Source organism: Sediminivirga luteola, from assembly GCF_014639315.1.
Classification (GTDB): domain Bacteria; phylum Actinomycetota; class Actinomycetes; order Actinomycetales; family Brevibacteriaceae; genus Sediminivirga; species Sediminivirga luteola.
In genome coordinates, this window is sequence record NZ_BMFY01000021.1 from 1 (window position 1) to 19,612 (window position 19,612).

The following is a 19,612-nucleotide window of genomic DNA, read 5'->3' on the forward strand; positions in this document are numbered from 1 at the left end:
GCGGGGTTGTAGACGGGTGCGGTGTTGGTGCCGGTGGTGTGGTGTTCGGTTCCGTTGATCCAGTGCGGGATGAGCGGCAAATCAGACATGGTGGTTCCCTTTCGTGATCGTGGGTGATCAGCCGTGCACGAGCCTGGCGGCGGTGTCCACGGCGCGCTCGACGTCGTCGTCAGCGGGGTAGAGCAGGCTGCGGCCGACCGTGAGGCCGCGGACTCCCGGCAGCGCGAGGGCGCGCTCCCAGGTGGCGAAGGTCGCATCGGGGTCCTCGCTACGTTCTCCGCCCAGGAGGAGCGTGGGCAGCGTGGTGGCGGCCATGACCTTCTCCATCTCGTCCACCACGGGCAGCTTCATCCAGGTGTAGGCGGAGCTGCGTCCCAGGCCGGCGGCGATGCTGAGCGCTTTGATGGTCGCCTCGGCGGTCAGGACGTTGCGGACCCGCTCACCGTCCCAGACGTTCAGGAACGGCTCGAGCATGATGGGCAGTTGCGCGTCCGCGGCTTCGTTGACCGCGCGGGTATTGGCCACCAGGGTGCTCAGGGTTCCGGGATCGGAGAGGTTGACCCGCAGCAGCGTCTTGGCGAAGTCGAGCCGGGCCCGTTTGATCCCGGCGATGTCGTATCCGGTGAACCGGTCGTCGAGTTCGAACCGGGACCCCGCCAGGCCGCCGCGGTTCATGGAGCCGACCACGATCTTGCCCTCCAGGGCACCCAGCAGCGCCAGATCGTCGACGATGTCCGCGGTCGCCAGGACGCCGTCCACGCCGGGGCGGCTCAGCGCCAGGGCGAGCCGGTCGAGCAGATCGCTGCGATCGGCCATCGCGGCGGGATCGCCCCCCACTCCGAGTGAGCCGCGGGCGGGGTGATCGGCGGCGACGATGAACAGCCGCCCGTCCGGGCCGAGGAGCTCACGGCGGGTACGGGCCTGGAGCGCGCGGTCGATGGCCTCGGGATCCGCGGCACGGATCTCCCGCACCCGCTGCAGTGCCGCCGGGTCCAGGTACCTGAATTCCGTGCGGGCCTTCAGCTCAGGCATCGGCGGCCTCCTTCTCCTTCAACAGCGCTTCCACCTCCGAGGTGGTGGGCATGGCGGTGGAGCATTCCCGGCGGGTGGTCACGATGGCGCCGGCCATATTGGCGAAGCGGAAGAGCCGTTCCAGGTCCCAGCCGGCCAGCAGGCCGTGGCAGAGCGCGCCGCCGAAGCTGTCCCCGGCGCCAAGCCCATTGACGACCTCCATCAGGTGTGGCGCCACCTCGACCCGTTCCTCCCGGGTCTTGGCCAGGACGCCCTTGGGGCCCTGCTTGACGATCGCCAGTTCCACGCCGCGCTCCAGCAGCGCATCGGCGGCGCGTTCCGGCTCGGTCTCCCCGACCGCGACCTCGCATTCCTCACGGTTGCCGACGGCGACGGTGACGTGCTCCAGCGCGGCACCGACGGCCTCGGACGCGACCTGCGGGGACTCCCAGAACATCGGCCGGTAGTCCAGGTCGAGGATGGTCAGGGGGCGCCGGCCGCGTGCCTTCCAGGCGGCGTGGTGCGCGCTGCGGCTGGGTTCGGCGGAGAGCCCGGTGACGGTGGCCCAAAAGATCCGCGCGGAGGCGATGGCCTCGGTGTCGAGGTCCTCCGGCGAGATCTCCAGATCCGGTGCCTTGGGCTGGCGGTAGAAGTAGAGCGGGAAGTCGTCCGGCGGGAACATCTCGCAGAAGGTGACCGGGGTCGGGTTCCCATGCGAGGTGCCGACGAACCGGTTGTCCACGCCGAGCCGGGTGAGCTCGCGCTTGAGGTACCGGCCGAAGGGATCGTCGCCGACGCCGGTGATGACGGCGCTGCGCCGCGCGTGGCGTGCCGCCGCGACGGCGACGTTCGCCGCGCTGCCGCCGAGGTACTTGCCGAAGGACTCCACGTCCTCCAGGCCCACGCCGTCCTGCAGCGGGTACACGTCCACGCCGATGCGGCCCATCGTGATGACGTCGAAGGGACCGTCCCCGGAGGCGGCGGTGGCGGGCGGCTGTGAAGCGTCAGGGCTTCCCTGGGAGAAGGATGCTGCTGTCATACGCCGGTGTACAACTTTCTCGCTGGCCGGGCACGCCCTGCGAATGCGAGCACAGCGCTGGGCACGACCCGTGGAGGTCATTTGTTATGACATTAGCACATGGGTGCCTTCACGGGAAGGGCGCATCTGCCGCCGGCGACCCGCCTCTCAGCGGCTGACGAGCATGATCTCGAAGGAGTACAGATCCGGGCGGTAGCAGTGCTCGCCGAGCTCGATCGCCATGCCGTTGTTGTCGAAGGCGGTGCGGCTCATGGTCAGTGCGGCACTCGTCTTGGGGACGTCCAGCAGTTCGGCCTCCTTGGCCGTGCAATGCCGGGCGCCGATGACCTGCTTGGCGACGCTGAAGACCACGCCGCGTTCCCGCAAGAGCTCGTACAGGCCCCGCTCCTGGAGGTCCTCGCGGTCCAGGTCCGTGTAGGCCTCGGGCAGATGGTTGTCCAGAATCGCCAGCGGGGTGCCGTCGGCGGTCCGCAGGCGGCGGATGTGCAGCGTGGGGGAGCCGGGTTGGACCACGAGGGCCCGGGCGACCGCGTCGTCGGCCGGGACCACCTCGTGCACGAGCACGGTGGTGGCGGGGCGCCGCCCGGACTCGCGGAGGTCCTCATTGAGGCTGGTGAGTTCCACCTTGCGGCTGACCTGGCCGTGTACGACCTGCGTGCCGATTCCACGGCGGCGGACCAGGAGGCCCTTGTCGACGAGTTCCTGGATCGCCCTGCGGACCGTGGGGCGCGAGAGCCCGAGTCGCTCGCTGAGGGCGATCTCGTTCTCCAGCCGGGTGCCGGCCGGCAGCTGACCGGAGGTGATCGCGTCCTCCAGGCGGTTGGAGATCTGGTAGTAGAGCGGCACGGGCCCGCTCCGCTCCAGATCGCGGAACAGCTCGGCCGGCAGTTTCACTTCTGGCTGGCGCGCCAATGACGCCTCCTTCGTCCGGTTATGTAGCAACAATACGGGACGCATGTCACATCACACGCGCCACGTTCCGGGTTCGCGCAGGGCTGCCGGCCTGCATGGATATGAGTTAATGTCAGGACAAATTGCCCGTTTCGGGTTAAGATCGTCGGCAGGGACCCGTGACGACGCAGTCGCTCCCTGCTGGGCCGGATCGGGCCTTACCGCGGATGGATCCTGCGGCGCGCCGTCGAGTGCCGCCGGCCGCCGGTGACTGATGAGACGATGAGGATGGAGACCATGACCCAGCATTCCGGCAACGACGCCGTGCTGCCCCTGCGCTACGCCGCCGAGAACTCTCCCACCGCACTCTGGAACGACTCCGCCGACCCTCGGGAGCTGAAGGCGTCGATCGGCTTCGGCGCGGTCGGTGCGACCTGCAATCCCGTGATCGCCCTGACCGCGATCCAGAATGATCTGGACACCTGGCGGCCGCGGCTGGAGCAGCTCGCCGCCGAGTACCCGTCCGAGGGCGAGTCGAGGCTCGGCTGGCGGGTGGTGAAGGAGCTCTCCGTCTCCGCCGCCGCTCTGCTCGAGCCCGCCTTCGAGGCCAGCGGCGGACGCAACGGACGGCTGTCCATCCAGACGGACCCGCGACTGCACCGCGATGCCGAGGCGCTCGTGGCCCAGGCCGTGGAGTTCTCGCAGCTGGCGGAGAACATCATCGTGAAGATCCCCGCCACCGCGACCGGGATCCGGGCCATCGAGGAGGCCGTCTACCGCGGAGTCAGCGTCAATGCCACGGTCTCGTTCACGGTGGCGCAGGCCGTCGCCGTCGCCGAGGCGATCGAGCGCGGCCTGGACCGGCGTGCCGCAGAGGGACTGGAGAACCACGAATTCGGCAATGTCGTCACCATCATGGGTGGCCGTCTGGACGACTGGCTCAAGGCCGTCGCCGCACGCGAGCGGCTGCTGATCGAGCCCGGCTATCTGGACTGGGCGGGGGTCGCCGCGCTGAAGAAGGCCTACCGCATCTTCACCGAGCGGGGCTTCCGCTCCCGCATCCTCTCCGCCGCCTTCCGCACCCACCTGCACTGGTCGGAACTCATCGGCGGCGATCTGGTCATCTCCCCGCCGTTCGACTGGCAGGTCAGGATCAACGAGAACCGGATCCCGGTCGACCTGCACCGGATCGACGAGCCGGTGGACGAGCGGATCATCGAGACTCTGCGGGCGCGAATCCCGGATTTCTCCCGCGCCTACGACGTCGACGGCATGACGCCGGAGGAGTTCGAGTCCTTCGGGGCGGCGCGCAAGACGCTGCGGCAGTTCCTTGACGCCGACGCCCGGCTGGACGCCCTGGTCCGCGATGTGCTGGTCCCCGCTCCCTGAGGGCGGCTAGGGACCGTCGGCGCGGCTGAGCAGCAGATAGCTCAGGCGGCGCGCGGTGATGACGAAGCCGGCCAGGACGAGCGCCGCGACGAAGGCGACGGCCGTCTGCGCGGCGTGCCACTCGTCGGGGGTCAGCACATCGGTCCACAGCCACAGCCCGGCGCTGGCCAGTGCGTAACCGCAGGCGATGACGATGACCGTCTGCCACCGGCACAGCGGGCGCACGATGTTCGCGACCGCCAGGAGCATGAGCATGGCGCCGATGGTGCGCATCCCGGTCGTGGCCGCCCACAGCTGGTCGCCCGGGGTCAGCTGCTCCCCGGGCCCTTCGTAGGAGCCCAGGGCCCGGGCGGCCGCAGCGGTGGCCGAGGCCAGCAGGATCGTCAGTCCGGCTTCCGCGAGGCGCCATGAGGGGGAGATGGGATTTCCCTCCACGCCGTCGACCAGGTGCCACCTGGCCTGCCAGTGCAACCGGTTAGAGGCGAAGCTGGTCAGCAGGATGACGATGCAGGCGCCGGCCAGGGTGAGGAAGCGGAGGGCTGAATCCGCGAAGAGGGAGAGTCCGGCGACGGCGATCAGAACGGCGCCGGCGACGCCGATCCGCTCTACCGCGGTGGCGCCGCCGAACATGAGCATTGGGGTGCTCCGGCCCACCGCCTCACCGGTCCTTGATGTCCAGACGCGGCGGGAACGCCGCGGGGGTCTCCTTGTTCTTGACGATCTTGAACACCGCCTGGCGGCTCACGCCGAGTTCGGCTGCCACTGAGGCCAGCGTGGTCTGGTGCAGGGCCACGGTGAGGGCGGAGGCGCGCAGTGCGGCGGCGCGGCGGTACGCGGCGCTCGTATACGCCTGGACCTCGCCGGCGATGAGTGCGTTCCGAACTGCTTCGGGACGGCCCGCGGGCTGGGCGTCGACGAGTGAATCCCCCAGCGTCTGCAGTGCCTGCAGCAGCTCTTCGCCTGAGACGCCCGCAGCGGTGAGGCGGTCGGCGATCTGCGGGGCTTCCTCTGCGGAGCGGTACTTCAGGAGGACGTCGGCGATCCGCACGGCGGTGCCATCCGAGGTCTGATGCATGGCCGCCAGTTTCCCACGTCGCAGAGGCCGTGTCCACTGCCGGCGCGTCTGCTGTGCGCGCGCCCAGCGTGAGCTGTGCCGGGCCCGTGAGGACGGCCGTCTCTCACACGGCCGGCGGCTCGGCGGCGACCCCTTTGAGCAGCGTGCGCATCGCCTGTTCCCGCGCTTCGAAGGGGCTCAGCCCCGTGCGGCTCTCGGGGGGGATGAAGTGCACTGCGTAGAGAGTGGACCAGATCAGGCTGCTGATCCATTCCACGCTCAGCGCCCGGTCGATGCTGCCGTCCTCGTGCCCACGCTGGATCGCTGCGGCGATGAGGGCATTCTGCTCGTCCCAGCTGCTCTCCTGCGCCTCGGCGGCGCCGGAGCCGGCCGCGCTCATCCACCAGACCAGGACGGGAAGGCTCTCCATCAGCCGCCCGCACAGACGCCGGTAGGCCTCGAGTCCGGTGCCGTCGTCCAGTCTGGCGTTCTGGACCGCCTGAACCCATTCCTGCTGCGCGAGCTCGTCCACCGCGGCCTTCAGCGCCGAACGGTCGGCGAAGTACCGGTGGAAGGTGCTGCGGGAAACGCCGGCTCGCTGCGCGACCTCGGCGAGCGGCGCTCCTGGATTGACCCCGAGCACCTCCACCGCGGCCATGAGGATGGAGCGGCGGGTGCGTTCGGCGGTCGTGCTGAGCTCGGGCATGCACTTCAGAGTACAAGATGCTTTCGGTGCAGAATAGTTCTCAGGTTGACAAAAATGCGACATAAATGTCTCAATAGTTGTCATGAGTGACCTGAACGAGTCTGCTACGCCGTCGTCCCCGGCGGCACCGCGTTCCTCCCAGACCGCCGGTCCCGAGGCCCCGGGCACCGGCGATCCCGCGGTGCCGACCCGTGAGCGGCTGACCATCCTGTGGTCCTTCGCCCGTCCCTACCTGCGTGTGCTGGTCTTCGGGCTCGTGCTCGCCCTGGCGGTCTCGGCGATGGGACTGGCGAGCCCCATGGTCACCAAATGGGTGCTGGACACGCTCGAAGTCGACGGCTCGCTGCGCGATCCGGTGCTGGTGCTCGCGGCGCTCATGGTGCTCGGCGCCGTCATCGGCTGGTTCCAATGGGTGATGCTCGGCACGCTCGCGGAGAACATCGTCTACGACGCGCGCCGGCGGATGATCCTGCGGTACCTCGGTGCGCGCGTCTTCGCGCTGCTGGGCCGCTCGCCCGGTGAACTGGTCACTCGCGTCACCTCCGACACCGTGTTGCTGAACCAGGCCGCCTCGTCCAGTGTGATCGGCCTGATCAACGGCAGCATCATGCTCATCGGCTCGCTCATCCTGATGGGGCGACTGGACATGGTGCTGCTGCTGACCACGATGGCGGCTGTAGCGGTCGTCGTCGTCCTGTTCATCGTGCTCATGCCGCGGATCTCCAAGGTCGAGGAGAAGGCTCAGGCGGCGCTGAGCGGGCTCGGATCGGAACTCGAAGGCACCGTCCGGGCGATCAAGACGGTGAAGTCCTCCGGGGCGGAGCCACGGCGGTTCGCGGGCCTGATGCGTCACGTCGGCGAATCGCGGCGCTTCAGCCTGACGTCCGTGCGGATCCAGGCGACCGCCTGGACGGTGGCGATGTCCGGGCTGGAGATCGCCGTGATCATGGTGCTGGCCCTGGGTGCCTACCGCGTGTCCATCGGGGAGATCACCGTCTCCACGCTCATCGCCTTCCTGCTCTACGTCTGGGGCCTGAGCGGGCCCATCATGGAGCTGACCCAGAACCTCACCACCCTGCAGTCAGGCATGGCAGCGGCTGGCCGGATCCGCCAGATCGAGCAGATGGAGGTGGAGTCGCCCGGAGCCGATGTCGCCATCGCCGCCGGCCGCCAGGATGCCGCCGATGCGGACGCCGCCGAGCGGGAACTTCGCCGAGCCGATCGCGGTGTTGAAGCCGCTAAGCCGGCCGTGCCGGGAACCATATCGGCGGTGGCGACGGGAAGCGGAAGGCCAGTGATCGCGCCGCCCGCGGCGGAGCGTGCCGGGGCGGTGCCGGCGAACGGAGGCTGGGAGCGGGGCAGGGCGCGGCCGGAAGCGGATTCATCGGCGGGCTCCCCGGGCGCAGGTCCCGCATCTGCGGCGGCGGAGCGTCGCGGACCGGCGGTGGAGCGTCCCGGACAGGCGGTGGAGCGAAACCGTGCGCCGGAGGGGGAACCGGCAAGGAGCCAGCGCAGCGCCGCGCACCCCGAGCCCGCAGCAAGCGATCACCGCGACCGGCAACCGCCGGTCCTGGAGATGCGCGCCGTCACCGCACGCTATGCGCCCGGGATGGAGCCGGCGGTCCGGGACATCGAGCTGGTCGTACCGCGGCATGGTCATCTGGCGTTGGTGGGCTCGTCCGGGGCGGGCAAGACGACGATGCTCTCCCTCATGCTCCGGTTCCTGGAGCCGGAGTCCGGTGAACTCCGGCTCGACGGCGTGCCTTACGGCGCCCTCACCCATGCGCAGGTGCGCAGTGCCTTCGCCTATGTGGAACAGGAGACGCCGGTCGTGCCGGGCACCATCCGGGACAATCTGCTCTTCACCAACCCCGGCGCCTCGGAGGAAAGCGTCGACGAGGTGCTCGACCGGCTGTTCCTGCGGGAGAAGGTTGAGGCGCTGCCGCAGAGGCTGGACACTCCGCTGAGCGAGACGAACGTCTCCGGCGGACAGCGCCAGCGGATCTCCCTGGCTCGTGCGCTGCTGGCCGATCCGCGGGTTCTCTTGCTGGACGAGGCGACGGCGCAGGTGGACGGCATCACGGAGAACGCCATTCACGAGACCATCGCCGAGCGAGCCGGACGGGCCGCCGTGGTGACGATCGCGCACCGGCTCTCCACCGTCATCGACGCCGATCAGATCCTGGTCATGGACGGCGGGCGGATCGTGGACCGGGGCACTCACGACGAACTGCTCGGCACCAGTCCGCTCTACCGCGACCTGGTCGCCGCGCTGCGCATCAACGCCGGCTGAAGCCGCGAGGGTGGCGGCGGCTCCGGCGGATGAGAACGCTCGCCGCCCGAGGCGTCAACGGATGGCGAGGGCCACGAGGAGGGAGAACGGAGGGAACAGGAACAGGGCGGTGAAACCGAGTGAGCGCATCGACATCCCTTGGGTGACTCGCGTTCGCCTATGACTCGACTTCGGCCAGCGGGTCCCGTGGGGGCCGCGGGCGGCGCAGTCGTCCTTACGCTTCATGGCACCATGCCGGGGCGACATGCAGGGGAACACGCGGGCAACGATGCGTGAGCAGCCGGCGAACTGTTCGTCACCCGAGGCCATGTGCTTGCGCCCCGGGAAGGACGCCCATTCTCCCGTGCGGGAACCACTGTCCGTGCGGGCAGGCAGAATAGGGTGCATGCTCGACACCACCGCCGAACAGGCTCCTGCGCGTGCCGCAGGCGTCCCGGACACCCCGGAGGCGCGCAAGGCGCGCGGCGCCTTCTTCACGCCGCCGGCCATCAGCGGCTTCATCGCCCGCTGGGCCGTGCGCATGGCCGGGGACAGGGTCTTCGAGCCCGCGGCGGGCGACGCCTCCTTCCTCGTCCCGGCGGTCGAACGTCTCGCTGAGCTCGCCCCGGGGGAGCGGCCGGCGGTCGACGGTGTGGAGATCCACCCCGCCTCGGCGGCCCTGGCGCGGTCCCGGGTGTCGGCGGCCGGCGGCGTCGCGCGTCTTGAGGAAGCCGATTTCTTCTCCGTCCGGCCGCGGCCGGACTACTCCGCCGTGATCGGCAATCCGCCGTTCATCCGGTACCAGGACTTCAGCGGGGAGGCGCGGAGCCGCTCACTCCAGGCGGCTCTCGCCCAGGGGGTCGCGCTGTCGAAACTGTCCTCCAGCTGGGCCGCTTTCACCGTCCACGCCACAGGGTTCCTCGCTCCCGGCGGGCGCCTCGGCCTGGTGCTGCCGGCGGAGCTGCTGAGCGTCAACTACGCGGGCGCGGTGCGGAAGTTCCTCTTCGAGCGGTTCGCCTCGGTGGAGCTCGTCATGTTCGCCGAGCAGGTGTTCCCCGGCGCTGAAGCGGATGTGGTGCTGCTCCTGGCAGACGGCTGGGGTCAGGGGCCCGCCGGGCAGGCTACCGTGCGGCACGTCCGCAACGCCGAGGACCTCGACTCCCCCGGGGACACCCGTGCCTGGGCTGCGGACCCCGCTGATCCGACGGGGAAGTGGACCACCACCCTCGTCGACGCCCGACTGCTGGCCCGGATGGCGGAACTGGAAGCCGGCGGTATGCTCGCCTCCCTGGAAACCTGGGGCGATACGACGCTGGGCATGGTCACCGGCAACAACAAGTACTTCGCGCTCTCCCCGCAACGTGCCGCCTCCCTGGTGCTGCCCGCGCGGGACCTGCTCAGGCTTTCCCCACCAGGCAGCGCCCATCTGCGCGGATTGACGCTCTCAGCCCAGCGTCTGTCTCAGCTCGGTGAGGAAGGACGGGCCACGCTGCTCTTCCGGCCGGCGCAGCGCAAGCCCCTCGACCCGGCGACCGAGGCCTATATCGCCGCCGGGGAGCATGCCGGGGTGAACCAGGCATACAAGTGCCGCATTCGCACACCCTGGTACCGCGTGCCCCTGCTGGAACCGGCAGATCTCCTGCTGACCTGCATGAACGCCGACGCTCCCCGCATCGTCGCCAACCCCGCCCGGGCGCGGCACCTCAACTCGGTCCACGGCGTGTACCTCCACGGCGGGAACGCCGCGCAACAGGCCCTCGCGGTGGAGCTGCTGCCGCTCGCGGCGCTCAACTCGGCCTCGCTGCTCAGCGCCGAACTGGTCGGCCGTTCCTACGGCGGAGGCATCCTGAAGCTGGAGCCACGTGAAGCCGACCGGTGGGCCATGCCGGCGCCGGCGCTGCTGGCGGAACAGGCCGAGGCGCTCCGGGGCATCAAACCGGCCGTGGCACGTCTGCTGGAGCGGGGTCGGCTCCTGGACGCCGCCGCCCGCGTGGACGACATCCTGCTGCGCCGTTCCGGCGTGCTCGGCGAGATAGAATTGGCAGCGGTCCGTGAGGCCCACGGCATGCTTATGCGCCGCCGCCGGATCAGGGGTGGCAGTGGCCGCTGAGCGTTCTCTCAAGGCGCGCGCCTGGGACCTCTTCGACCGGATCGTCGCCGAGGCAGCGCCGCGCGGCCATCACACCAATCCCTGGCGTCGCGCAGACACCTCCGGCGGTCAGGCAGGAATGCCCGGTCAGTCACGCGTTCAGGCCGTGCAGCCGCAGCACGCAATGCCCGGACCAGGACGGGGATCAGTGCCAGGGCCGGTCTCGTCACGCCCGGCAGCCAACGCCGACCTCGTCTTCGAACCCGATTACGCCGTGCTGCGCCGGCTGCTGGGCGTCCCCCTCGCCCTGGCCGCCCCCACCACATCCGGGGTGCCCGCCCTGGCGCTGGACGTCTGGGTCGCCTATGAACTGCGCCGGGCCGGCCTGGACCCGGACGCCGTCTGGCCCCGTGCCCGCGCCCCGCGGATTCTCCCCGGTCCCGTCGCACGGTTGCTGGAGACGCTGCCGGAGCATGAGCGCGCCCCCGTCGAGAAGCGGCTCGCCGCCGGCGCGATGAAGGGCGTCGCCGGCGCCAGCGCCAACATCCTCGGCAAGAACTACCTGAAACAGGTGGACGTCGTCATGGCCGACTGGGACACCGGCCCGGAACTGCTCATCAGTACCAAACGGATGGACTCGAGCTTCGGCAAGAACGCGGCCAACCGCGTGGAGGAGAGCTACGGCGACGCCAAGAACCTCCGCCTGCGGCACCCCCTGGCAGCGCTCGGATTCGTCTACGGGCTGCGGTCCACCATCCTGAAGACCGAACCCGAGAAAGCCGAATGGCTGATCGACCTGCTGCAGAAACTCGGCCGCGAGGACGACGCCTATCATGCGGTCGGGCTCCTCATGATCGACTACGACGATGAGCTGGCTCTTGCCGACGGCGATGACGCCGGCGACGGTGACGATCCGCTCGCGGCCGCCGGACTGGAACCCGATGACGACGAGGTCATCGAAGGCCAGGAGAGCCTCCTCGACTTGCTCGGCACCGGTTTCGACAACGTGGACTCGACTGCTCACACCGGCAGCGGCTCGTCAGAAGTCGCCTCGGCTGGGACCGCCGATGCTGCTCGATCCGACGGTGGGGCCGGTCGGGCATCCGCAGACGGAACCCGGCAGGAACCGGGCAGTGCGGTGGACGGGATCGCGGTGCCAGCAACATCAGGGGGCGAGCGGGGAATCGGTGCCGAGAGCGTGCCCGGCCCCGGCGACGGACTCGGATTGCCTGCGGTGCGTCTGCTTCAGGACGAGGTGCCGCCTGCGCTGCAGCCCTCCGTGTTCCTCGCTGCGATGGTCGAACGGGTGCTGGATGCGACCCCCGTCAACCGGCACCGGGAAGCTCGGCGCCGCCGCGCCACGGTCGTGTGAGCTGAACCGATGCCGAAATGCCCCTGGCCCGAACTTTCGCAGATTAAATCCCCCCACCGCCGGAGCACGGGTGCGGAACGCTACCGAGGCGAACTGAGCCGCGTCACAGTCGTGCGCACTCGCGAACGGAGGGGAGGCCTAGACTTCAGAACCAAGGAGAGGAACCCGAACCGTACAGGAAGGCGTGATGCGCTGTGACCGACCAGGATGCCCCGACCGCGGCAGCCGTCGACCGCTACCTCACGGACATGCTCGTCAATGAAGACGAGGCGCTGCGTCTGGCCCGCGAAAGCTCAGCGGAGACCACCGCTCCCGGCATCGAGATCACGCCGGCCCAGGGCGCGTTCCTCGCACTCATCGCGCAGATCGCGGGTGCCCGGCGCGTCCTGGAGTTCGGCACCCTGGCCGGCTACTCCACCATCTGGCTCGCCCGGGCGGTCGGCCCGGAAGGGCACGTCGTCACCTGCGAACTCAGCGAGCAGAACGCTGCCGTCGCCCGCCGCAACCTGGAACGTGCCGGCGTGAGCGAACGGGTGGACATCCTGGTCGGACCCGCTCTCGACTCCGCCCGGAGCCTCGCCCAGGAAGGTACCGAGCCGTTCGACCTCGTCTTCGTTGACGCCGACAAGCCCAACAACCCCGGCTACCTGGAGCAGGCCGTGCAACTGGGACGGCCCGGCACCGTGCTCATCGTCGACAACGTCGTCCGAGGCGGCGCCATCGTCGACGCCTCATCCGAGGACCCCAACGTCATCGGGGTGCGCGCTCTCATGGACGCGCTGCACGACGACCCCCGGATCGACGCCACCGCGCTGCAGACCGTCGGGCTCAAAGGCTGGGACGGCTTCTCCCTCGCGCGTATTCGCTGAGGCTCTTCAGGCCCATGTCGCACGCGGCGCGGCGCCGGTGTTTCTCCCGCCGGATCGTGCGCTGACCCCTCCCACAGCGGTGCCGGCGCCGTTCAGAGACCCATCCAGGCATCCCGGAGGGAACACCCGGACTCTGCGCGCCCCCGGCTGCCGCGTCCGGCACGGCCCGGCCGCCCCGGCCGCGGGTACGGAGCCGCGGTGCTGCCGCGCCGGTAGACTGCCGACGTGCCCGCCCCCCGCCCCTCACTCCGCGATGTCGCAGCGCGCGCCGGCGTCTCCGTCTCCCTCGTCAGCTACGCCCTGAACGGCAACGGCCGGGTCTCGGACGAGACCCGCGAACGCATCCTCAGAGCGGCCGACGATCTTGGCTACCGGGGGAACCGGCACGCCCGCATGCTGCGGACCGGCCGCGGCGTCGACATCGGCGTGGTGATCCGCAACCTGCGGAACCCGTTCTTCCTGGACGGCCTCACCGCGATGGAAGAACGCGCCCGCGAGGAGGGCCGCGCGGTCCTGGTGACCAACTCCCAGTACGAGCTCAAAGAGCAGCAGGACCTGCTCGCCCACCTGGCCGAGCTGGGCGTCGGCGGCATCGTGATCGCGCCCGTCGGCGGCTCGGGACCGCTGCGGACGTGGATGACCGAGCACCCCGGCATCGGCGTGGTCGCCCTGAATCTGGACATGGGCGAGGTCGAAGCTCCCCCGGACGAGGCCGCCGGGCAGCTGTCCACCATCAACCCGGACCACAGGGCCGCGGTCAAAGCAGCCGTGAGTCACTTCGCCGGCCGCGGCCACCGGCGCCTCGACTTCATTGCCGCGCCAGAGGAATCCGTCGCCGATGCCGTCCGCGAGCAGGTCTTCGTCACCGAATGCCGTACGGCCGGAATCCAGGGGGAGATCCTGCGCTCCCGCCTGCGCTCCGACGCGGTCGCCGGGCTGATCGAGGAGGAGCTCCGCCGCCGGGTCCTCGACGCGGCGCAGCCCGAACACCCCTGCTATCTGCTCAACAGCGACTACCTGGCCGCAGTCGTGTACGGCGTCGCCGCGCGCCTGGGCCTGCGGGTCGGTCAGGATGTCAGCGTCATCGGCCACGACGATCTGCCCACCTCCGCGCTCCTGGACCCGGGCCTGACCACCATCGCCTTCGACCGGGCGCGGTTCGGCCTCGAGGCCCTGCGTCTGCTGCGCGAGGACCGCGTTGAGCACATCGTGCTCCCGGTGGCCCTGCGTGAGCGCGGGTCCGTCGCCGAGCTCCGCATAAGCCCCTCGGCGTAAAAACCGCCGCTGTTTCGAGAATCCACGGCAGATCATCGGCGGGGATTCGATGTGATGTCTCGGGAGTTCGGTGACATCGGTGGGGATTCGAAACAGCGGTGGATTTCCGCGCCCGGGCTGCTTCCATGCTATGGCCGGTCTACGCGGGGCCGGCGACCGTGAGCGCCACACAATGCTGCCTCCGGCATGCGCCGCGCGCAGGCGCGATCGACATCGCCCGCCAGCCGGCCCATCGTTTCTGCGGACTGGCGTGCACACACGGCGCCCAGGCGCCGTCCCCATCGCCGGCTCCACACCTCCTTAGCCGCCGGCACTACGGACGACCGTGAGTTTTCGCCTTCCTGTCCCATCGCATTAGCCTTCCGTTCACCCTGTGCTGAAACGTTTGAACTCGCGCGGGAACGGTCTCGCGCATCAGCCCGCAGATCCCACTAGCTCGCAGGTCCCACCAGCTCGCAGATCCATCGACCCGCATCTGACCCACTCGCATAGGAGAGTTCTCATGCGTCGCACGCCCACCACAGCCAGGACCGCAACCGCCGTCGCCGCGCTCGCCGCCGCGTCGCTGACTCTCGCCGCCTGCTCCGGCGGAGCGGACGCCGCCACCGAAGCGGACCTCGCGCACGAGCAGGACGGCGATATCGTCGTCACCTACAACAGCCCAGCCGAATGGGCGAACTTCGGCGAGGTGCTCACGGAGTTCTCGCAGTTCGCCGGCATCGAAGCGCCCAACGACCCGAAGAACTCCGGTCAGGCGCTCGCCGCCCTGCAGACCGAGGCGGCGTCCCCGGTCGCCGATGTCGTCTACGTCGGCATCGCCTTCGCCGACCAGCTCGTCGACGCCGATCTGCTCCAGCCCTACACCCCTGCCGGTGCCGAGGTGCTCGACGAGGACAACAAGTCCCCCGAGGAGCTGTGGCACGTCGTCCACTCCGGCACGGTCGCCTTCCTGGTCAACACCGATGCGCTAGGCGATGTCCCGGTCCCGCAGTCCTGGGAGGACCTGCTCGATCCCCAGTACGAGGGCCTGGTCGGCTACCTCGACCCCTCCCAGGCCGCCGTCGGCTACTCCGTGGCGACCGCCGCGAACCTCGCACTCGGCGGGGACCTGGACAACTGGGAGCCCGGCCTGGAATACCTCTCCGACCTGGCGGACAACGGCGCCGTGACCCCGGCCCAGACCGCCACCGCCTCGCTGTCGCAGGGTGAGATCCCGATCCTCATCGACGCCGACTTCAACGGCTACAACCTGCAGGAGCAGGGCAGCAACATCGAGGTCGTCATCCCCGCAGAGGGTAGCTTGGAGATCCCCTACGTCGTCGGCCTTGTCAACGGTGCCCCGCACCCGAACAACGGCAAGAACCTGCTCGACTTCTACTTCTCCGAGGACGGCCAGGCGCTGTTCTCCCAGGGCTTCATGCGCCCGGCGGTCGGGGAGTTCCCGGAGGAGCTCGCCGACAAGGTCCTCCCGCCGGAGGAATACGAGCGGGCCGCGACCGTGGACTACTCCCGCATGGGCGAGGTCCAGGAGGAGTTCACCGGCTTGTACGCGCAGCAGGTGGGCTGAGCGTGACCACTGCTCTCCGCTATCCCGTCGGGATGCGGGTCCGGCGGCGGAGGGGAACCGCCCAGGCGCGGTTCTCCTCCCTGCCGGCGGCGCTTCCCGGCATCGCGGTGCTGCTGATCTTCGGCGCCGTGCCGCTGGCCATCCTCAGCGTCACCGCGCTCGGCCTCGGCGCCACCGGCAGCGGCGAGCAGCCGGGCTTCACCTTCGGCCATCTGCTGCAGGTGTTCACTGAGGCCCGGCTGCGCCGGGAGCTGATCAACTCGATCGTGGTGGGCATCGGCTCGGTGCTCATCATGCTGATCGCCGGCATCCCGCTGACCTTGGCCATGTCCCGCCACGAGCAGGACCGCGGACCCGGAATCTTGGGCGGCAGCGCTCTGGTGAGCGTCGTCTTCACGCTGCCGATCGCCCTGCCGGGCATCGTCGTGGGCTTCTTCACCATCCTCATGCTGGGCCGCACCGGCCTCTTCGCCCAGGCGATCCCCGCTTTCGGCGGCATGGCCTACGCCATCCCCGGGCTCTTCGCGGCCTATGTCTATTTCTCCTTCCCACGGGTGATCGGTCCGCTGCGCGCGGTCATGTCCTCCTTCGACCACTCCCTCGTGGACACCGCCCGGACCCTGGGATCCTCCCGGCTGCGCGCCTTCTTCACCGTGTCCCTGCCCATCGTCCTCCCGGCCGTGGTGGAGGTGCTGGGCACCGCCGCTGCAGTGACCATCGGCGGCTACGGCACCATCGCAACGCTCTCCCAGGGGGAACGGCTGCTGGCGCTCTCCGTCGCCGATGAACTCTCCAACCGCTACCAGGTCGCCTCCGCCTCCGGTCTGGCGGTCGTGCTGGCCATGCTGGCCGCCGGCACCTTGGCCGTCTCCCGCGGCCTGGCCCGCATCCTCGAGAGGAGCCGCGCATGAGCACGCCGCAGCAGACGCACTCTGGCCGGTCCGGTCGTCCCGATCTGCCCGGCCGTGCCGCAGCCGCCACCCCGGGCGGCCGGCGGCCGGCTCGCGTCCCCGGCACCGCCACCGGGGCCGCCACGCGCATCGCCGTGGCGCTCTGCCTGGTCTTCATCCTGTTCCCCGTACTCATCTCCTTCGTGGTCGCCACCAGCATGAATTCCGCCCAAGGGCTCTGGGGCGGCGGGGTCACGGGCCAGTGGCTGGTCCAGGCCTGGGAACAGATCAACCCGACCCTGGGCCGCAGCGCCACCGTCGCGCTCGGCGTCGTCGCGGCCAACCTCGCCCTCGGCGGGCCGCTGGCGATGTGGCTGGCCCGCAGCGGCTCCCCGCTCACCCGGGCGGTGTCGTTCCTGGCCACCCTGCCCCTCGCCGTGCCCGGCATCGCGCTGAGCATCGGGCTGATCACTGTGTACCCGGAACTGCGACCCTCAGGGGCGCTGCTCTTCGCCGGACATGTCCTCTTCACGCTGCCGTTCACCCTGGCCGCGCTCGTGCCCGTGTTCGGGGAGCGTGAACTGCGCGACTGCGAGGACGTCGCCCTGAGCCTGGGCGCACCGGCCTGGCGGGTCCTGGCGACCGTGACCGTTCCGGTCAGCGCCGCCGCGCTCATCCAGGCGGTGATCACCGCGTTCGCGCTGTCCTTCGGCGAGTTCAACATCAGCTTCTTCATCAACCCGCCGGCCGCGCCGATGGCGCCCTTCGCCCTGTTCGACGCCTACTCCACCCAGCGGCTGGAACTGGCCTCGGCGAAGACCGCGCTGTTCATCCTGTGCATCGTGCCGGTCCTGCTCATCGTGGTGCTCTCCCAGCGCATCACCCGCTCGACGAAAGGCCCGAAAGCGTGAACGACGTGACGAACACCGGCGGACTCGTGATCGAGGGCCTGAGCGTCGACTACGACGGCACTCGCGCCGTGGAAGAACTGAACCTGCACGTGCCCGACGGCGCGACCCTGGCCATCGTCGGGCCCTCCGGATGCGGCAAGAGCACTGTGCTGCGCACCATCGCCGGGCTCATCGGCGCCTCCGAGGGCAGGGTGGTCCTGGGCGGACGGGATCTGACCGGCGTGCCGGCCTCCAAACGGAACATCGGTCTGGTGCCGCAGCACTACGCCCTGTTCCCGCATCTGAGCGTGCGCGGGAACATCGAGTACGGGCTCAAGGCCCGGGGTGTCCCGGCCGCGCAGCGCCGGTCGCGGGTGGACGAGCTGCTGGAGTTCACCGAGCTGGGCGCGCTGGAACGCCGCAAGCCCGCGCAACTGTCCGGTGGTCAGCGGCAGCGGGTCGCCCTGGCCCGCGCGATGGCCATCAACCCGGACGTGCTGCTGCTGGACGAACCCCTGGCCGCGCTCGACCCCCAGCTGCGCGGCGGCATGCGGCGCCAGATGCTGACTCTGCTGGACGCCACCACCAGCGTGAACGTGATCGTCACGCACGACCGGCAGGAAGCGCTCGCGATGGCCGATCTGGTCGCGGTGATGCGCGCCGGCAGGCTCGTCCAGATCGGTGCGCCCAGGGAACTCTGGGCTCGCCCCGCCGATGCCTTCGTGGCGGATTTCCTGTGCGACGCCGCGCTGATCGACGCGGTGCTCACGCCCGAGGGCGTGCAGGCGTTGGAGGGCCGCTGGCGCATCCCCTCCAGCACATTCGACGATGTCACCCCGCCTGCCGGTGACCAGCCCGCCCGGCTGCTGCTGCGGCCCACCGCGCTGGCGCTGAGTCACGGGCAGCCGGACCCGCCGGCCGGGAGCATCGAAGCACATGTGCGCCAGGCGGAGTTCGTCGGCGAGAGCACGCTCGCGCAGCTGGATCTGGCCGGGCGGACCATCTCCGCCCAGACGCCCGTGCCGGTCGCCGCCGGCGATGTGGTGCACGTGACGATCGCCCAGCGCCGCGGTGTGGTGCTCGGCGAGAAGGAGGCATAAGTGACCCTGACAGTGGAGATTCTCGGCAGCAACGCCACCGCCCCCACCGCGGCGGGCCCGGCGTCCGGCTACCTGCTGCGCACCGCCGCCGGCGCCGTGCTGGTGGACGCGGGGCCGGGCGTCATGGCCGAGTACGTCTCCCGGCACCGGCTGTCCGATCTGCGGGCGATCGTCGTGACCCACCTGCACGCGGACCACTCGCTCGACCTGATGGCACTGGCCTACCGTTGGACGTTCCCGGAGCAACTGCCGCGCATCCCGCTCTACGTGCCGGGCGCCGATGCCGAACGGCTGAAGGGGTTCGATGCAGTCTTCGGCATCGACACCCTGCCAGGCATGGAGTCGCCCATGCACGCGGCGTGGGAGGTGCGAGGGATGGGCCTGGACGGCGGGATCGAACCCGGGCTCGATGATCTGGGCCTGGAACTGCGTTCCTACCGGGCGCATCACCCGGTCCCGGCGGCCAGCCTCCGGTTCCGGTCGCTCGCCGCGAAGTCCGTCTCTGCTGTCCGGCAGGAAAGCGACGGCTGGGGTGGCGGCATCGGGCATGACCGCAGAGGCGTCCATAACGGGGAAAGCCAGCCCGAAGCGCAGGAAAGCGACGCTCTGGAAAGCGGCGCTTGGGAAAGCGGCGCGCCGACCGGTGATCTCAGCGGCGGTCAGAGGAACGACGACTGTGCCGGCGGCGCCGGTGGCCAGGCAGCCGCCGCCGGGGCCACACCTGGTGACCGGCCCGCCAATCCTGGTGACCGGCCTGCCGATTCTGCTGACCGCCCTGGCGACCCTGCCGACCGGCCCGCTGGTCCCGTGACCGTTGCGTTCTCCGGGGACACCGGCCGCTGCGATGGCGTGCTGGAAGCGGCTCGGGACGCGGACCTGTTCGTGTGCGAGGCGACCTATCTGGAAGCGGGCCGGCAGGCCACCGAGGGGCACGGTCATCTCACCGGGCGCATGGCCGGCCGCCTGGCCGCCGACGCGGGGGTGAAGCATCTGGTGCTGAGCCACTTCAGCGTGGACGAGATGCGCGCGGTCGTGGGAGCGCATGCCGCCGAGGAGTTCAGCGGCCGGATCACCGTTGCCGCCCGCGGCCAGGAACACACGCTGTAACCTTCACGGCCCCGCCGGCGGCTCTTAGGTTTCCATTCCACCGCATGCCAGAACTCTGGACGCGCGTCATCTAGCCTCGGGCAGCCTCGGG

Annotated in this window: 17 protein-coding genes; 11 read left to right on the forward strand and 6 right to left on the reverse strand. The window is 70.0% G+C overall.

Annotation, left to right across the window (positions count from 1 at the left end; all coding sequences use genetic code 11):
• Positions 1–117: 117 nt before the first annotated feature.
• The 3 genes from IEW13_RS16260 to IEW13_RS16270 form a co-directional block, all read right to left on the reverse strand.
• Entirely contained in the window at positions 118–1,032 is a 915-nt protein-coding gene (locus tag IEW13_RS16260; protein ID WP_229745261.1) for a Cgl0159 family (beta/alpha)8-fold protein, read from the reverse strand.
• A complete protein-coding gene (gene iolC / locus IEW13_RS16265) occupies positions 1,025–2,050 on the reverse strand; it encodes a 5-dehydro-2-deoxygluconokinase (protein WP_188551967.1) in 1,026 nt (341 codons plus the stop codon). Before iolC ends, IEW13_RS16260 begins: the two co-directional genes overlap by 8 nt.
• A gap of 147 nt (positions 2,051–2,197) precedes the next feature.
• On the reverse strand, positions 2,198–2,962 hold the full coding sequence (locus IEW13_RS16270) for a GntR family transcriptional regulator (RefSeq protein WP_229745262.1): 765 nt from the start codon (positions 2,960–2,962) through the stop codon (positions 2,198–2,200).
• A gap of 276 nt (positions 2,963–3,238) precedes the next feature.
• Here IEW13_RS16270 and IEW13_RS16275 point away from each other — a divergent pair, with 276 nt between their 5' ends.
• Complete coding sequence (locus IEW13_RS16275; RefSeq protein WP_188551969.1) at positions 3,239–4,330, forward strand: transaldolase family protein; 1,092 nt, start codon at positions 3,239–3,241, stop codon at positions 4,328–4,330.
• Positions 4,331–4,336: 6 nt separating this feature from the next.
• Here IEW13_RS16275 and IEW13_RS16280 read toward each other — a convergent pair whose 3' ends face one another.
• From IEW13_RS16280 to IEW13_RS16290, 3 genes are all read right to left on the reverse strand, one after another.
• Positions 4,337–4,984, reverse strand: coding sequence for a hypothetical protein (locus IEW13_RS16280; protein ID WP_188551970.1), 648 nt, complete (start codon positions 4,982–4,984; stop codon positions 4,337–4,339).
• Between the two features lie 4 nt (positions 4,985–4,988).
• Complete coding sequence (locus tag IEW13_RS16285) at positions 4,989–5,405, reverse strand: hypothetical protein (protein ID WP_188551971.1); 417 nt, start codon at positions 5,403–5,405, stop codon at positions 4,989–4,991.
• A gap of 103 nt (positions 5,406–5,508) precedes the next feature.
• A complete protein-coding gene (locus IEW13_RS16290; protein WP_188551972.1) occupies positions 5,509–6,090 on the reverse strand; it encodes a TetR/AcrR family transcriptional regulator in 582 nt (193 codons plus the stop codon).
• An 82-nt stretch (positions 6,091–6,172) separates the two neighbouring features.
• On the opposite strand from IEW13_RS16290, the gene IEW13_RS16295 reads away from it, so the two are divergent.
• The 10 genes from IEW13_RS16295 to IEW13_RS16340 all read left to right on the forward strand — a co-directional run bounded on the left by IEW13_RS16295 (position 6,173) and on the right by IEW13_RS16340 (position 19,521).
• The gene (locus IEW13_RS16295) at positions 6,173–8,383 is read left to right on the forward strand and encodes an ABC transporter ATP-binding protein (protein ID WP_229745263.1); all 2,211 of its coding nucleotides are present in this window, start codon (positions 6,173–6,175) and stop codon (positions 8,381–8,383) included.
• Positions 8,384–8,768: 385 nt separating this feature from the next.
• Positions 8,769–10,472 carry an HsdM family class I SAM-dependent methyltransferase gene (locus tag IEW13_RS16300; protein ID WP_188551973.1) on the forward strand — a complete coding sequence of 568 codons (1,704 nt, stop codon included), beginning with the start codon at positions 8,769–8,771 and terminating at the stop codon, positions 10,470–10,472.
• A complete protein-coding gene (locus tag IEW13_RS17610) occupies positions 10,462–11,823 on the forward strand; it encodes a hypothetical protein (protein WP_229745264.1) in 1,362 nt (453 codons plus the stop codon). Before IEW13_RS16300 ends, IEW13_RS17610 begins: the two co-directional genes overlap by 11 nt.
• A gap of 194 nt (positions 11,824–12,017) precedes the next feature.
• Entirely contained in the window at positions 12,018–12,692 is a 675-nt protein-coding gene (locus IEW13_RS16310; RefSeq protein WP_373283599.1) for an O-methyltransferase, read from the forward strand.
• 225 nt (positions 12,693–12,917) lie between these two features.
• Positions 12,918–13,967 carry a LacI family DNA-binding transcriptional regulator gene (locus tag IEW13_RS16315; protein WP_188551974.1) on the forward strand — a complete coding sequence of 350 codons (1,050 nt, stop codon included), beginning with the start codon at positions 12,918–12,920 and terminating at the stop codon, positions 13,965–13,967.
• Between the two features lie 502 nt (positions 13,968–14,469).
• Positions 14,470–15,534 (forward strand): extracellular solute-binding protein, encoded by a 1,065-nt coding sequence (locus IEW13_RS16320; RefSeq protein WP_188551975.1) that lies wholly within the window; start codon positions 14,470–14,472, stop codon positions 15,532–15,534.
• 2 nt (positions 15,535–15,536) lie between these two features.
• Complete coding sequence (locus tag IEW13_RS16325) at positions 15,537–16,445, forward strand: ABC transporter permease (protein WP_188551976.1); 909 nt, start codon at positions 15,537–15,539, stop codon at positions 16,443–16,445.
• Entirely contained in the window at positions 16,442–17,335 is an 894-nt protein-coding gene (locus IEW13_RS16330; protein ID WP_229745265.1) for an ABC transporter permease, read from the forward strand. Before IEW13_RS16325 ends, IEW13_RS16330 begins: the two co-directional genes overlap by 4 nt.
• Positions 17,332–18,414 (forward strand): ABC transporter ATP-binding protein, encoded by a 1,083-nt coding sequence (locus IEW13_RS16335; RefSeq protein WP_188551977.1) that lies wholly within the window; start codon positions 17,332–17,334, stop codon positions 18,412–18,414. The genes IEW13_RS16330 and IEW13_RS16335 overlap by 4 nt, the downstream gene beginning before the upstream one ends.
• Positions 18,415–19,521: an MBL fold metallo-hydrolase gene (locus tag IEW13_RS16340; protein ID WP_229745266.1), complete on the forward strand. Its 1,107-nt coding sequence runs from the start codon at positions 18,415–18,417 to the stop codon at positions 19,519–19,521.
• The last annotated feature ends 91 nt before the right edge of the window (positions 19,522–19,612 follow it).